The sequence below is a fragment of the Stenotrophomonas sp. 57 genome (assembly GCF_030291075.1).
GTDB lineage: Bacteria > Pseudomonadota > Gammaproteobacteria > Xanthomonadales > Xanthomonadaceae > Stenotrophomonas.
In genome coordinates, this window is the sequence record NZ_CP127407.1 from 1,894,389 (window position 1) to 1,909,677 (window position 15,289).

At 67.0% G+C, this 15,289-nt stretch carries 11 protein-coding genes; 9 read left to right on the forward strand and 2 right to left on the reverse strand.

Annotated elements, in window-relative coordinates; all coding sequences use genetic code 11:
• Positions 1-34: 34 nt before the first annotated feature.
• From QP512_RS08805 to QP512_RS08845, 9 genes are all read left to right on the forward strand, one after another.
• Complete coding sequence (locus QP512_RS08805; RefSeq protein ID WP_286071747.1) at positions 35-2,611, forward strand: TonB-dependent receptor; 2,577 nt, start codon at positions 35-37, stop codon at positions 2,609-2,611.
• 116 nt (positions 2,612-2,727) lie between these two features.
• Positions 2,728-3,309, forward strand: coding sequence for an FMN reductase (msuE, locus tag QP512_RS08810; RefSeq protein WP_286071748.1), 582 nt, complete (start codon positions 2,728-2,730; stop codon positions 3,307-3,309).
• 157 nt (positions 3,310-3,466) lie between these two features.
• Entirely contained in the window at positions 3,467-3,829 is a 363-nt protein-coding gene (locus QP512_RS08815; RefSeq protein ID WP_286071749.1) for a DUF3088 family protein, read from the forward strand.
• Between the two features lie 14 nt (positions 3,830-3,843).
• Positions 3,844-4,821: an MsnO8 family LLM class oxidoreductase gene (locus QP512_RS08820; RefSeq protein WP_286071750.1), complete on the forward strand. Its 978-nt coding sequence runs from the start codon at positions 3,844-3,846 to the stop codon at positions 4,819-4,821.
• Between the two features lie 19 nt (positions 4,822-4,840).
• Positions 4,841-6,184 (forward strand): LLM class flavin-dependent oxidoreductase, encoded by a 1,344-nt coding sequence (locus QP512_RS08825; RefSeq protein ID WP_286071751.1) that lies wholly within the window; start codon positions 4,841-4,843, stop codon positions 6,182-6,184.
• A gap of 4 nt (positions 6,185-6,188) precedes the next feature.
• On the forward strand, positions 6,189-7,409 hold the full coding sequence (locus tag QP512_RS08830) for a M20 aminoacylase family protein (RefSeq protein WP_286071752.1): 1,221 nt from the start codon (positions 6,189-6,191) through the stop codon (positions 7,407-7,409).
• Positions 7,406-7,957, forward strand: a complete 552-nt coding sequence (locus QP512_RS08835) for a GNAT family N-acetyltransferase (RefSeq protein WP_286071753.1) — start codon at positions 7,406-7,408, stop codon at positions 7,955-7,957. The genes QP512_RS08830 and QP512_RS08835 overlap by 4 nt, the downstream gene beginning before the upstream one ends.
• Positions 7,954-9,699, forward strand: coding sequence for an amino acid ABC transporter permease/ATP-binding protein (locus QP512_RS08840; RefSeq protein WP_286071754.1), 1,746 nt, complete (start codon positions 7,954-7,956; stop codon positions 9,697-9,699). The genes QP512_RS08835 and QP512_RS08840 overlap by 4 nt, the downstream gene beginning before the upstream one ends.
• Before the next feature lie 16 nt (positions 9,700-9,715).
• The gene (locus QP512_RS08845) at positions 9,716-10,693 is read left to right on the forward strand and encodes an ABC transporter substrate-binding protein (protein WP_286071755.1); all 978 of its coding nucleotides are present in this window, start codon (positions 9,716-9,718) and stop codon (positions 10,691-10,693) included.
• A 149-nt stretch (positions 10,694-10,842) separates the two neighbouring features.
• Here the strand turns inward: QP512_RS08845 and QP512_RS08850 are convergent, their stop codons facing one another.
• Positions 10,843-13,962 (reverse strand): discoidin domain-containing protein, encoded by a 3,120-nt coding sequence (locus tag QP512_RS08850; protein WP_286071756.1) that lies wholly within the window; start codon positions 13,960-13,962, stop codon positions 10,843-10,845.
• Between the two features lie 195 nt (positions 13,963-14,157).
• A complete protein-coding gene (locus QP512_RS08855) occupies positions 14,158-15,234 on the reverse strand; it encodes an MBL fold metallo-hydrolase (RefSeq protein WP_286071757.1) in 1,077 nt (358 codons plus the stop codon).
• Positions 15,235-15,289 lie beyond the last annotated feature (55 nt).

The window sequence follows — 15,289 nt, forward strand, 5'->3', positions numbered from 1 at the left end:
GAAGCGTGTCTCCGGCCCACCCCCACGAGCCCCCATGCCTGCCGCCCATACTCCTGTCCTGAGCTCTCTTGCTGTCCTGATCGCGGCCACCCTGGCCCCGTCGCCCAGCCATGCCGCTGAAGCCGATGCGGATCCTGCCACCACGGCGGCAACCGCCAATGTGGCGGCATCCACGCTGGATGCGGTGGTGGTGACGGGCTCGCGTACCAGCACGCGTACAGTGAAGAACAGCTCCACGCCGATCGATGTGATCTCCGCCGAAGACCTCACCGCCACCGGCCAGGCCAACCTGCTCGAAGCACTGCAACGCGCGCTGCCGTCGCTCAGCCAGATCGGTGGCTACCAGAGCGACCAGGAGAGCCTGATCCGCGGTTACCAGCTGCGTAACCTGTCGCCGGGCTACACGCTGGTGCTGGTGAACGGCAAGCGCCGCAATGCCAGCGCCTACGTCAGTGGCGCAAACGGTGGCGGCTTTCCGGGCCATGCCTGGGCCGACCTGGCGCTGATTCCGGTCTCGGCCATCGACCATGTGGAGGTGCTGCGCGACGGTGCATCGGCCATCTATGGTTCGGACGCGATCACCGGCGTGGTCAACGTGATCCTGAAGTCCCAGGCGCACGGTGGCGAGTTCGCCGTGGAAAGCGGGCAGAGCATCGATGGCGATGGTTCACGCACCAGCGTGCGCGCGAATGTGGGTCTGCCGTGGGGCGCCGATGGCTTCGTCAACCTCTCCGGTGAGACCACGCGCCAGCACCACGCGATCCGCACCCGGCGCTATATCGATGGCTACCTGAGTTATCCAGCGGTGGATGCCAGCGGCAATCGGGTGGCGCTGCGGCCGAACAACCGGCTGCCTGCCGGTGCGTCGCCGAGCCCGGCCGAGGCCACGCGTGATCCTGAGGCCAACACCATCCTCAGCTCGCCGTCGTATGCGTTGAAGGCGTTCGCGGTGAACGTGGGCCATGGCCTGGGCGAGAGCGCACAGTTCTACGCCAATGCCACCGCCAGCGACCGCACTGCGCAGGCAATCCAGAACTTCCGCCTGCCGGCGACCATCTTCACCACCTACAAGGCACCCGGCGTGCTGAGTGTGTTTCCCGATGGGTTCCTGCCGGTGCTGGAAACCAAGGAGAAGCAGTACACCGGCACCGCGGGCGTGAAAGGCCAGGTCGCGGGATGGGACTACGACGCCAGCCTGACCGGCAACCGCAGTACAGTGCGCACCTACACCCGCAACTCGGTGAACTATTCGCTGCCTTACCCGGGATCGCCCACTGACTTCTACGACGGCAAGCTGGACTACCAGCAGGGCATCGCCAACCTGGACCTGCGCCGAGGTTTCGAGGTGGCGGCGTTCGCTTCGCCGCTGGAAGTGAGCGCGGGCGCGGAGTATCAGCACGAACAGTACGAACGCGGGGCAGGGCAGTGGGAGTCGTATACCGGCTTCGGCGCGGCCGCCTTCGTGGGCTACTCCACCGCCGATGCGGTCAAGGCCACCCGCAACAGCAAGGCGGTCTATGTGGGCGCCGCCACCAACATCACCTCGCGCTGGTACCTGGATGCCGCCGCGCGCTGGGAAGACCATTCCGACTTTGGCAGCGTGTCCACCGGGCGCTTGACCACGCGCTTCGACGTCACCGATGCGCTGGGCGTGCGGGCCACAGTCAGCAACGGCTTCCATGCGCCCAGCCTGGGCGCGCAGTTCTACCAGGCCACCGGCAGCTGCCCCTGCGGCACCACGCTGGTGGCACAGGTGTCGTCGCCGGCGGCGATCGCACTGGGTGCCACGCCGCTGAAGCCTGAGAAAGCCACCAATTACAGCCTCGGCGTGACCTGGGACCCGAGCCCGGCCTTCCACCTGGCCGTGGATGCGTACCAGATCGATATCCGTGGCCAGCTCGGCCAGTCCAGCCAGATCGGCTACAACGCGCAGGACCCGGCGCGCATCACCGACAACAGCGGCACGGTGCTGAGTGCGGCGCAGAAGAACACCATCGATGCACTGCTGGGATCGGCGGGTATCAGCATCCTGCCGGGTGATGCCTTCTATGCCAGCTACTTCACCAACGTGGGCAACACGCGTACGCGCGGTGTCGAGTTGACCCTGGAGGCCAACCAGGAAACCGCGTGGGGCAAGCTGCGCTGGAGCTACGCGGCCAACGTGGGCCGCACCACCATCCAGAAGGTCAGCGACATTCCGGCGGCGCTGCAGGGGTTGCCGAACATCAACCTGCTGACCAGGAGCAGCGAGTACGCGCTGCGCTTCCGCACGCCCAGCTACACGCAGGTGGCCGGACTGGGCTGGCAGAACGGGCGCTGGCGCTCGAACGTCGATTTCACCTATTACGGCCAGATCAAGCGCTTGAACAATGGCGTGGAGTACAGGCAGCCGCCGGTACTGGTGACCAACCTGTCCGGTGGGGTGGAACTGGGTGCGGGCTGGAGTGCGGCACTGGGTATCAACAACGTGTTCGACAAGCGCACGCGCAAGGTGCTGGACTACGCGCGCAGTGCCACCGATGTGGCCAGCATCGAGACGACGTGGGATTCGGGCGACGTGCTGAGCCGGATCGGAGCGTTCTGGTACGGGCGGATCAATTACCGGTTCTGATCTGGAGCAGTCGAGCATGGCTCGACTCTGCAAAGGCGAAAGCAGCCGAGCATGGCTCGGCTCTACACAAGGCGAAAGGCGGCCGGCGGTAGTTCGGCATCATCGAGGAGCATTTCATGTCTTCTGCATTGAAGGTGGTTGCAGTGGTGGGGTCGCCGACCAGTTCGGCGACGTCGCGCACATTGCTGCTGGTACGGCACCTGCTGGCGTCGTTGCAGCAGCGGGTGCATGCCAGTGTGGACCTGGTGGAGCTGGCGCCGATCGCGCGCTTGCTGGGGCAGGCGTTGTCGCGCGATGAAGCGGAGCCCGCCGTGGAGCAGGCGCTGCGGACGATCGAGGCGGCCGGGCTGCTGGTAGTGGCTGCGCCCGTCTATCGGGGATCGTATCCGGGGCTGTTCAAGCATCTGGTCGACTTCATCGGGCTTGAAGCGCTGGTGGATACGCCGGTACTGCTGGCGGCAACCGGCGGCAGCGAGCGCCACGCGCTGGTGATCGACCACCAGCTGCGGCCATTGTTCAGTTTCCTGCAGGCGCACACGCTGCCAATCGGGGTGTACGCCACGCCGGCCGACTTCGAGGGCGAGCACATCACCAGTGTGGCCTTGCAGGCGCGGATCGCGCTGGCGACCGAGCGTGCGGCCGCGCATCTGACCGCACGGACGCTGGCGGTACCGGCGCCGCTGCGCCGCATCGCCTGACGGCATAACCGGCGGCGCTTTGCTTATGGCCAAGGCGCATCTGCGTGGCCGGATCTGACCGTCGATTGTCGCCTGGCATCGCTGTCGCGGTCGCGGTCATCTCTAGCATCGATATCGAAGCGGCATCGCATTGCCGCCCCCCGATGAGGACGACCCCGTGAGTCTGGACGCAACCGATAAGCCCATCCTGTTCCTGCTCGATCGTGAGTTCGAGGATGGACAGATTCCCGGCCAGCGCTTCTTCTGCCGGCACAGCCTGCTGCTGGAAGGGGCGCTGTCGAGCATCGACGGCCTGGATGCGCAGCTGGACGTGCGCCGCATCGGCTTCGCGCGGCCGCGCCGCGAGGTGATCGCCGAGATCGGCGAGCAGGACCAGTCGTTGCCGAAGCTGGTGCTGCCGCAGGGCGTGCGCAGCGAACTGGCCAGCGGCGCGCACCGGGACCGCCAGTACGTTTCCGGTGCCGAACCGATCCTGGCCGCGCTGAACGGGTTGCTCGGCATCCCCGTGGCCCACCCCTGAGCGAGGACGCGAGGATGAGCTATCAGATCAGCGTATTGGACAAGAGCCCGGTAGCCGAGGGCGCGTCGCCGGAACAGGCGCTGCGCAACAGCCTGCAGCTGGCGCAGCGCGCCGAACAGCTGGGCTATCACCGCTACTGGTTTGCCGAGCACCATGCCGCGCCGACGCTGGCCAGCCCGGCGCCGGAAGTGCTGGCGGCCTGGGTGCTGGCACAGACCCGCCGCATCCGCATCGGAAGCGGCGGAGTGATGCTGCGCCACTACGCGCCGTACAAGGTGGCGGAGAACTTCAACCTGCTGGCCGCGCTGGCGCCGGGGCGCGTGGATCTGGGCGTGGGCAAGGCGCCCGGTGGCCTGCCGGCCTCTACGGCGGCATTGGCAGCGGGGCGACCGGCGTTTGCCGATTTCGACCAGCAACTGCGCGACCTGGAGGACTATCTTTCCAGCACCGACACCGAGGCGGTGGCACGCCCGATCCCGCGGCAGGCACCGGAGCGCTTCCTGCTCGGTGCCAGCCCGCAGAGCGCGCGGCAGGCAGCCGAACTGGGCTGGCGCTTCGTCTACGCCGCGCACTTTGATGGCGACCCGAAACACATCGAGGCGGCGTTCGACGCCTACCGCGATGTCTCCACGCAGCTACCGCTGTTGGCGACGGTAGCCTTCGCAGCTCCGACCGCCGAAGCGGCTGCCCGCCATATCGGCGCATTGCGGGTCTACAAGCTGCACCTCGGCCCCGGCCAGGCGGTGAACCTGCCCAGCCCCGAGGCGGCCGCCGAATATGCGCGCCAGGTGGGCGTGGCCGACTTCCGCATCGAGGAAACGCGCCCGAGCGTGCTGTCGGGTGATGCGCAGCATGTGCGTGACGAACTGGATGTGCTGCACCGGCGCTTCGGCGTGGGCGAATTCATCCTCGACGCGCCGGTGGCCGACCTCGACGCACGCCTGACTTCCCTTGAGCTGCTGTCGCCCGCGCCGCGCGCGGCGGTGGCCTGACCAGCAGGAGCGATTCCCAATGAGCACCACCCCGCGCCACATTCCGTTCGGCATCATGCTGCAGGGTCCTGGCAGCCACATGCATGCCTGGAAACATCCGTCCAATCCGGCTGACGCCAGCGTCAACCTGCAGTTCTACATCGACATCGCGCGCACCGCCGAGGACAACGGCATCGCCTTCGGCTTCGTGGCCGATGGCCTGTACATCAACGAGAAGTCGATCCCGCACTTCCTCAACCGCTTCGAGCCGATCTCGCTGCTGTCGGCGCTGGCCACGGCAACGAAGAAGATCGGCCTGGCGGGCACGCTGTCGACGTCCTACAGCGATCCGTTCACCGTGGCACGGCAGTTCGCTTCGCTGGATCTACTCAGCGGCGGCCGCGCCGGCTGGAACGTGGTGACCTCGCCACTGGAAGGTTCGGGCCGCAACTACGGCCGGCCGCACCCGGAGCACGCGCTGCGCTACCAGATCGCCGATGAGTATCTGGATGTCGTGCAGGGGCTGTGGGATTCGTGGGATGACGATGCCTTCGTGCGCGAGCGTAACAGTGGCACCTTCTTCGCACCGGAGAAGTTCCGCCGCCTCGATCACAAGGGCCGCTTCTTCCAGGTGGAAGGGCCACTCAACATCCAGCGCTCGCCGCAGGGACAGCCGGTGATCTTCCAGGCCGGTTCTTCCGACGATGGCATCGCGCTGGCCGGCAAGTATGCCGATGCGGTGTTCACCCATTCGCCGTCGCTGGAGGAGACCCGCGCGTTCACCCAGAAGGTGAAGAATTCGGCGATCGCGCATGGCCGCAGCGGCAACGACGTGAAGATCTTCCCGGGCATCGGCCCCATCGTCGGCCGCACCGTCGAGGAGGCCGAGGCCAAGTACCAGGCGATTGCCGCGCTGGCCACGCTGGAAGATGCGCTGGCCTACCTCGGGCGCTTCTTCGATCACCACGATTTCAGCCAGTACGACCCGGACGCACCGTTCCCGGAGCTGGGTGACATCGGCAGCAATTCGTTCCGTTCCACCACCGACCGCATCAAGCAGGATGCGCGAGAGAAGGGCCTGAGCCTGCGCCGGGTGGCACTGGAAGCGGTGAGCCTGCGGCCGAACTTCATCGGCACACCGGAGCATGTGGCCGATGAGCTGATCCGCTGGTTCGATGCCGGTGCCAGCGATGGCTTCATCCTCGGCTTCGCCGCGCAGCGCGAGGGCCTGGACGATTTCGTGACCCAGGTGTTGCCGATCCTGCAGGCGCGTGGCTACCACCAGCGTGAACTGGAAGGGCAGACCCTGCGCGAGCACCTTGGCCTGCCGTACAAGGCCAGCCGCCATGCGACCGACGCCGAACCGGCGCGAAAGGCGGGATAAGACGATGAGCGGAGAGAACTCGGTCGCGCCGGGCCATGCCCGGCGGGATCCCGCGTCCATCGGCGTGCTGCCGGAAATTGCAGCACGCGCCGAGGCCGCCATCGCGATCCGCCATGACCTGCACCGGCACCCGGAGCTGGCCTTCGAGGAGCATCGCACCAGTGCCCGCGTGGCCGAGCTGCTGCAGCACTGGGGTTATGAGGTGACCACCGGGCTCGGCGGCACCGGCGTGGTCGGCACGCTGCAGCGCGGGCGGGGCAGCCGTCGCCTCGGCCTGCGTGCCGACATCGACGCACTGCCGATCCATGAGGACTCCGGCCTGGCCTATGCCAGCCAGACCGAGGGCCTGATGCATGCCTGCGGCCACGATGGTCATACCGCCATCCTTCTGTCCGCGGCGCACTATCTGGCCCATCACGGCGATATCGATGGCACCTTGCAGCTGGTGTTCCAGCCGGCCGAAGAAACCGGCTCGGGGGCGTCGAAGATGATGGCCGACGGCCTGTTCGAGCGCTTCCCGGTGGATGCGATCTATGGCCTGCACAACTGGCCGGGCGTGCCGGTGGGCCATTTCGGCTTCGTCGATGGCCCAGCAATGGCCTCGGTGGACTGGGCGCGTTTGAAGGTGATCGGCAAGGGCGGCCACGGCGCCGAGCCACAGGGCAGCGTCGATCCAATCCTGGTCGCCGCGCACATCATCACTGCGCTGCAGAGCGTGGTGTCGCGCAATGTCGACCCGCGGCAGATGGGCGTGGTTACCGTGGGCTCGATCCATGGCGGGCAGGCGGCCAATGTGATTCCGGACGTGGTCGAGCTGAAGCTGACCGTGCGCGCCTACCTGCCGGAAGTGCGCGACACCCTGCGGCGCCGGGTCACCGAGCTTGCCGAGCAGACCGCTGCGGCGTTCGGGGCGCGCGCCGAGATCGAGTTCCCACGTGGCTTCCCCAGCGTGATCAACCACCCGCAGCAGACCGCCTACATCCGCGAGGTGGCGGTGCAGGGCTTCGGAGCCGAACAGGTCGTTCCCGAATTTGCGCCGCGCACCGCCAGCGAGGATTTCGCCTTCCTGCTGCAGGCGCGGCCCGGCACCTTCGTGTTCGTCGGCAACGGCGACAGTGCACCACTGCACAGCCCGCGCTATGTGTTCAACGATGCCGCCATCGCACCCGCTGCCAGCCTGTGGGCGCGGCTGGCCGAGGACTATCTGGTGAAGGACGCAGCATGAGCAGCAACGAACGCTTCCTCTATACCTCGGTGGATGACGCGCTGGCGCGGCCTTTGTTCGATGGCCTGGAGCAGGAGTACGACAGCCGCTACGCGGACGTGCGCCGCCGCATCGGCGGTAGCGCCCGCGAGGAGCTGCAGCGCTACCCGGCGCAGGCCTTCGCCGCGCCGGTAGGGGCGTTCGTGCTGCTGCTGCGTGATGGCAGTGCCGTCTCGGGTGGCGCCTTCATGCCGCACCGCGATCCGGATACCGCCGAATTCAAGCGCATCTGGACGTTGCCGGGCCTGCGCCGGCAGGGCATCGCGCGGCGCGTGTTGCAGGAGCTGGAAGACCAGGCGGCACGCCAGGGCTATCGGCGGGTGTTCCTGACCACCGGCTTCCGCCAGCCCGAGGCGGTCGGCCTGTACCTCAGCCATGGCTACACCGCGCTGTTCGACCTGGACGCGGATCCGGAGACCATCGCGCATCTGCCCTTCGAGAAGCATCTTGGACAACCGGCGGCGGTACTTTCGCCGTCGCAGGCCGTGCTGCACGGAGCCCACGCATGAGTACGCCTTCGTCCGCGCTTGAGGGAATCACTGCGCGTCCTTCACCGACGACGGCGCTGAAGATCGTGCCGGCGCGCCATCCGTTGCAGGTGGTCGGAACGGTCCTGGCGCTCGCGCTGATCCTGATCGGCCTTCAATCGGTATTGGGCAATCCGCGTTGGGGCTGGGGCACCTTTGCCGAATGGTTCTTCGCACGCCCGGTGCTCGAGGGCCTGGGCCGCACGTTGCTGCTGACCGCGCTTGGTACCGGCCTCGGTTTCGCATTGGGTACCTTGCTGGCGCTGGCCCGGGTGTCCGGTTCGCCGCTGCTGTCGGCGGTGTCGTGGGGCTATGTGTGGTTGTTCCGTTCGATTCCGCTGCTGGTGCTGTTGCTGCTGCTGAACAACCTGGGCTACCTGTACAGCACCATCGAGCTGGGCCTTCCGTTCACCGGCATCAGCTTGTTCTCGTACCCGACCACGCAGCTGATCGGCGTGTTCACGGCAGCTGTATTGGGTCTGACTCTGAACCAGGCGGCGTTCTCGGCCGAGGTGATTCGTGGCGGCATTCTCTCGGTCGACCATGGGCAGTACGAGGCGGCCGCCGCGCTTGGCTTGCCGCGTGGCCGCCAGGTGCGGCGCATCATCCTGCCGCAGGCGATGCGCTCGATCCTGCCGGCTGCGTTCAACGATGTGATCGGCCTGGCCAAGAGCACGTCGGTGGTCTACGTGCTGGCGCTGCCGGAACTGTTCTACACCGTGCAGGTGATCTACCGCCGCAATCTGGAGGTGGTGCCGCTGCTGATGGTGGCCACGGTCTGGTACCTGGTGATCCTGACCGTGCTGTCGCTGCTGCAGCGGCGCGTGGAGCAGCGCTTCGCGCGCGGCCAGCTGCAGCGTGAGCGCTCGGTGTCGCGGGTGTCATCGCCGGTGCGTACATCCAGCGATGCTCCGCCGCGGATGGCCAACCGCCCGCGCATCGCCACCCAGGTCGAAGCGGGCGAGGGTGCTGCGGTATCGCTGCAGGGCGTGGGCAAGGCGTTCGGCGAGCAGCCGGTACTGGAAGACGTGAACCTGGACCTGCGCGCCGGCAGCGTGACCGTGCTGATCGGTCCATCCGGTGCAGGGAAGTCCACGCTGCTGCGGCTGATCAACCACCTGGAACGTGCCGACAGCGGCTACGTGACCGTCGGCGGGCAGCTGATCGGCTACCGCCGCGACGGTGACACCCTGTACGAACTGCCGGAGCGAGAAATCCGTCGCCGTCGTGCCGAGGTGGGCATGGTGTTCCAGGGCTTCAATCTGTTTCCGCACCTGACCGCACTGGAGAACATCATCGAGGCGCCGATCGCCGTGCGTGGCGTACCACGTGCGCAGGCCGAGGAGCAGGCACGCACACTACTGGAGCGGGTCGGCCTGGCCGACAGGGCGGATGCGTTCCCGCGCCAGTTGTCCGGTGGCCAGCAACAGCGCATCGCGATCGCGCGCGCGCTGGCGCTGCAGCCGAAGGTACTGCTGTTCGATGAGCCGACCTCGGCGCTGGACCCGGAACTGGTGGCCGAGGTGCTGAGCGTGATCGAGGAACTGGCCCGTTCCGGCACCACGCTGGTGATCGTCACCCATGAGCTGGGCTTCGCCCGCCGCGTGGCCGACCACGTGGTGATGATGGACCAGGGGCGGGTGATCGAGCAGGGTACGCCGGAGGTCCTGTTCGAGCGCCCGCGCCAGCAGCGCACGGCCGATTTCCTGGCCAAGACCCTATAGCCCTGAAAGGAACACCATGAGCCCTGCAGCACCGCGTCGCCCCTCGCGCAGCACCCTGTTGATCGTGGGCGTGCTGGTCATCGGCATCGCCGGCATCGTCTACTCGCGCGTGCGCCAGGCCCCGGAGGCTGCGGGGGTGACCGCGACCAGCCTGGCGGGAGCGAACAGCCCAGTGCTGAAGGGAACGCTCGATCCCAAGGCGCAGGCCTTGATTCCCGCGGGCTACCGCTTCGTCACGCCGGGGGCGTTCACGGTGGCGACCCATCCGGGACAGTTGCCATTGGCCGACCACGGCGCCGACAGCAAGGACGTGGTCGGCATCGAGCCCGACATCGCGCGCCTGATCGCCGATGCGCTGGGCCTGAAGCTGGTGATCGTGCCGGTGGCCTGGGCCGACTGGCCGCTGGGGCTGGAATCGGGCAAGTATGATGCGGTGCTGTCGAACGTGACGGTCACTGAAGAGCGCAAGAAGAAGTTCGATTTCTCCAGCTATCGTTACGACCTGCTGGGCATCTACACGCGCACGGATGGACCGATCCAGAAGATCGAGAGGCCGGCGGATGTGGCGGGCCTGAAGGTGGTGGTGGGCGCCAGTACCAACCAGGACCAGATCCTGCGCCAGTGGGACCAGCAGAACATCGCCGCTGGCCTGAAGCCGGTGGAGTACCAGTACTTCGACGACGCGGTGGTCGGCCGTTTGGCGGTGATCACCGGCCGCGCCGATGTCTCGTTCGAGCCCAATGCCACCGGCGCGTACTCAGCGCGCGATGGCAAGGTGCGGCGTGTGGGCCTGTTCCCTGGCGGCTGGCCGAACGCCGCGGCGATCTCGGTGACCACACGGAAGGGCAGTGGCCTGGCCGACGCGGTGACGCAGGCGCTGAACACGCAGATTGGCAGTGGTACCTATGCGCAGGCGCTGAAACGCTGGAACGTGGCCGAGGAAGCGGTGCCGCAGTCGCAGACCAATCCGCCGGGATTGCCGACGCTGCAATGAAGCCGGGCGTGGCCCGCGCTACCTCCGTCTTTGTAGAGCCGAGCCATGCTCGGCTGCGGTTCGCGCGGTTCGCGGCAGAAGCATCCACGCATGGCGTGGATCTACTCGCGGAATCTGCCTTCTGTAGAGCCGGGCCATGCTCGGCTGCTCTACCAACGCGCCTCCAGCGTCTTGAAGGGCTTTGCCAGGCGCACACTCTCGGCATCGAACGCGGTAACCGCGCGCCCATCCACCCGCACGCTCTTCGGCGCCGTCCGCTGTGGCCACCAGACCTTCACCACTGTCCCGCTGCGCAGCCCCTCGCCAAGCGCCACCGTCAGCACGCCGTCGCGCTGTCGCGCCTGCATCTGCAACGCGCCATACGCCGTCGGCAGGCGCTCCACCGCCAATCCATCTCCCGCCACCCACGACGGCGGCGTGCCTGGCAGCAGCGACAGCGCATCGTCGTCTTCGCGCATCAGCATGCCGAACAGCGTGCGGCCGTACTCCGCACCGATCCACGTATGCGGCATGTCACCCAGATAGCGCGGGAAGCGCAGCCGTGAATGCACCACTTCGGCCAGCACCTGCCACTCAAGCGGGCGCCGATCATGCAGAAGCCCCTGCAGCAGCTCATCGGCCACCTGTGGCTGGCCGAGGTGCACATAGCTCAGTACGTTGCGGATCTCGTACGGCGTGTAGGCGTACAGCGCGCCGGGCTGGCTGCGCTTGCGCACGTCATCGAGATAGCGGGCGAAGGTGGTACGCAAGGCTTCTGCGGGCAGTGCGCTCTGCGTCCCGGTGGGGTCCAGCGCGATCGATACCCCGGTAGGATCACCATCGCCAAGATCGGCCGAGGACGGAATGAAGTCGATGCCCTTCCACGCCATCGTCGCCCGGATCGAGGCGTGCAGCGCATCGTAGAGCAGCGTGTACTGTTCGCGTGCCCACACGGCGGTCTCGTGGTCGCCCAGCGATTCAGCCAGCCACGCGCCGTCGTGCCAGCCCTTCAAGCCCCAGTAGTCATCCCAGTAGCTGTGGGTGGGCGAGGGGTAGCCCTCGTGGCTGATCGACGGCGCAAGAATGCCCGCGAAGCGCTCCGGCGCCGGCTGGTCGGCCTTGTAGCCAGGCACCAGCGTGCGCTCGCGCAGTTCCTGCAGGAAGCGCAGCGCTGCCTTCACTTTCGGCAGATAGGCACGCACCGATTCCGGTCCACCATCGAGGCGCGCGACATCGGCCACCAGCGCGACGTACTGGCCCTGGCTGTCGTACTCGATGTCTGAGCCGAAGCCAGTGTTGACACTGCCATCGTCGTTGAGGATCGGTGAGACCAGGCCGTTGGCATGCACGCCGTGTTCGCTGTACCAGGCGAGGTAGTCGCGCGCGACCTTGGCTTCGCCCATGCGCAGCAGCACTGCCGAGGTGGCCATACCGTCACGGATGAAGGAACGGTTGTAGTTGCGCGGGCCGGGCTGCATGGCTGGGCCGGTCTGGTTGATCAGCATGTAGGCGGCCTGCGCGCGCAACATGTCCACCAGTGAGGGATCGGGCAGGCGCAGGCCAACCTGGCCCAGTCGTGCCTGCCAGTCCGCAGAGGCCTGTGTGGCCAACGCATCGAACGCGGTGCTGGCATCGCGGGGAAGCGTGGCCAGATCAAGCGCGCGTGCTTCGGGCAGCGCGCCGTTGGCATCTGCGGCGGCAGTACCCAGCGGGAAGGCAACCACGACGGCATCACTGGCACCCGGATCCAGCGACACGCGGTAGTCGAGAGCGGCGGCTGCAAGGCCCTGCTCATCGCGTGCCTGCTGGGTGGAAGGCAGCTTCCCAACGGCGAGGGCCGCGGTGATTTCCGTGGCTCCGTCCTTGCCGAAGGGCGCCGCACCAGACGCTGCTACTGGCGTGAGCGAATACAACAATGTGCGGCCATTGATGCGCACGGCCTGACGGTCTACAGCAACGTCGCGGATCGGCGACAGGCCACCGTTCTGCCATGGCGGATTCATCTGCATCGGGCGCACTACGAGGCTGAGGGTGCCCTCGATCCGGGTGCCCCCGGTGTTGTGCAGGCGATGGCGCAGGAACGTCACCGGCTGGCCATCACGTTCGATGGCGAACACTTCGCTGCGCAGTTCCAGCCCGGGCTGTGGCGACCACGTAGCGGACGGCATCGGCTTCCAGCCATCGCGCAATGCATGCTGCACGTTCTGCCCGGCGGCACCTGCAGTGCTTCCATTGGCGCTGCGCCAGATCGGCTGCACCAGCGGCGCGCCCTTGAAGGCTTCCAGGTTGCCGTACTCGTCGAAGATTGATTTCTGTCGTCCGCCATGCACGCCGACCGCAGTCCAGTAGGTCTGCTGCATCTGCAGCGAGGCCGGGAACAACGCGCGCTGCGCACCGCTGGCGGCAATCTGGTACTGCTTCATCGGTGTCATCACGGCTTTCGGGCCAAGCAGGCGCAGGCGTGCCACCGTGGGTGCAGAACCATCCACGCTCAGGCGGAATGCACGCACGGACTGTGCGGTATTGGCCGCGAGCCAGCTCTGCCTGTGATCGGCCGCCTGCGCATCGTGGGCCAGTTCCTGCCAGCGGCCTTGGGCGTCCTGCGCCTGCAGGCGGGCCGCACCGCGTGCGCCATCGGCCCATTCCACCAACAGGCCGGCGGTGGACAGCGCACGTGGCAGGGTGACTTCGAGCATGTGGCTGCCGCCTTTCCCGGTCGGCAGGGCGACCGCACGGCCGCCTTGCCAGAGTGCGGCTGCCTGCGTTGCATCAATACCGGCGACGCGTGCGCTGAGTGTGCTGTCCAGCGGCTCCATCTCGAAGATCGACACGCCCCAGTCGGAGGTGCGCTGCGGGCTGGCCAGCCGCAGGTAGCGCGCCTCGCGCGGCGCGAAATACAGCGTTTCCACGTCGCCCAGCGAATCGGCCATGGTGTACGCGGTCTGCCACTGCTGGCCGTCGAGCGAGGTCTGCAGCGAATAGCCTTCCGGGTTGGAGACATCCCAGGTGAGGCGGACGCCGGCCATCATCGCGGGGGCCCCCAGATCGATCTGGAACCAGTGGCCAGGGCTGAAGGCACCACCGGTGACGGTCTTCGGGTCGCCGTCGATCAGGTGGCTGATCGCCATCGCCGGCACCTGCTGAGAGGAACTGCTGGCCTGCCATTGGCTGCGCGCGGGAAGCGTCTGTGCCTGTGCCGAGGACGCCAGAGCGGCGAGCAGGAGGTTGGCGGCAGATCGCCACGGAATGGCTGAACGGGAGACCTTGGGGCGTACGGCGCGCAACGTCATTACGGACAGCCTCGCAGGTTCGACCGGTATCGGGCGAGCGCTACGCTAGCAAGGGATGTAATCGGTTACATGACGCACTGCAGCGCCGCGGGCATTTTTGTGTAGAGCCGAGCCTGCGCTCGGCTGCCGTTCGGGTAGACGCAGCCGAGCATGGCTCGGCTCTACAGGGTTCGCGGCAGGTCAAGGGGTACCCCGTTACAACTCCACCTGCTCCCACCAGCGCGTACCCGCCTCCGGCGCCTGCATGTCCAGCGCTTCACCCATCATCGGCGTGGCCACCGGCACGTTCTTCGCCGCGGCCAAGGCGGTGATGCGTTCGAACGGCTGCTGCCACGCGTGCAGCGCCAGGTCGAAGGTGCCGTTGTGGATCGGCAGCAGCCACTTGCCACGCAGGTCCAGGTGCGCCTGCAGGGTCTGCTCCGGCTGCATGTGCACGAACGCCCAGCGCGGGTCGTAGGCGCCGGTTTCGATCATGGTCATGTCGAAAGGACCGTACTTCTCGCCGATGGCCTTGAAACCATCGAAGTAGCCGGTGTCGCCGCTGAAGTAGATGCGGAAGTCGCCATCCTGGATCACCCATGACGCCCACAGGCTGCGGTCGCTGTCACCCAGCCCGCGACCGGAAAAATGCTGGCCCGGGGTGGCGGTCAGGTGCAGGCCGCTGGCCTCGGTCGATTGCCACCAGTCCAGCTGCTCGACCTTGCTGGCATCCACGCCCCAGGCGATCAACTGGTCGCCCACGCCGAGCGGGGCAATGAAGCGCGCGGTCTTGCCGGCCAACTGCATCACTGCGGCGTGGTCGAGGTGGTCGTAGTGGTTGTGCGAGAGGATCACGCCGGCAATCGGTGGCAGCTCGTCGATGCTGATCGGCGGCGCATGGAAGCGGGCCGGGCCCATCCACTGCACCGGCGAGGCGCGCTCGGAAAACACCGGGTCGGTCAGCCAGTACTGGCCGCGCAGCTTCAGCAGGATCGTGGAGTGGCCGATGCGGAACAGGCTGCGGTCAGGCGCGGCATCCAGCGTGGCGCGGTCCAGAGGCTGCACGGGAATCGGGCGATTGGGTACGGTGCCCTTGGGCTTGTTGAACAGGAAGGTCCACCAGATCTCCAGGCCGTCGCGCAGGCCCATGGCCGGCTTCGGCAGGGCGTTGCGGAACCTGCCGTCGCGGTACTGCGGCGAGTCGGGGAAGTCGGGGAGGGACCAGGACTTGCAGAAGGTGTAGGCGGTCACGGCGAGGATTCCGAGCAGGAGGACAAGGAGCAGGCGCTTCATGGGTGACGTCCGCTCGGTACACTGCACAGTGTAGTTTCCGTTTTTTGAAAAGTAC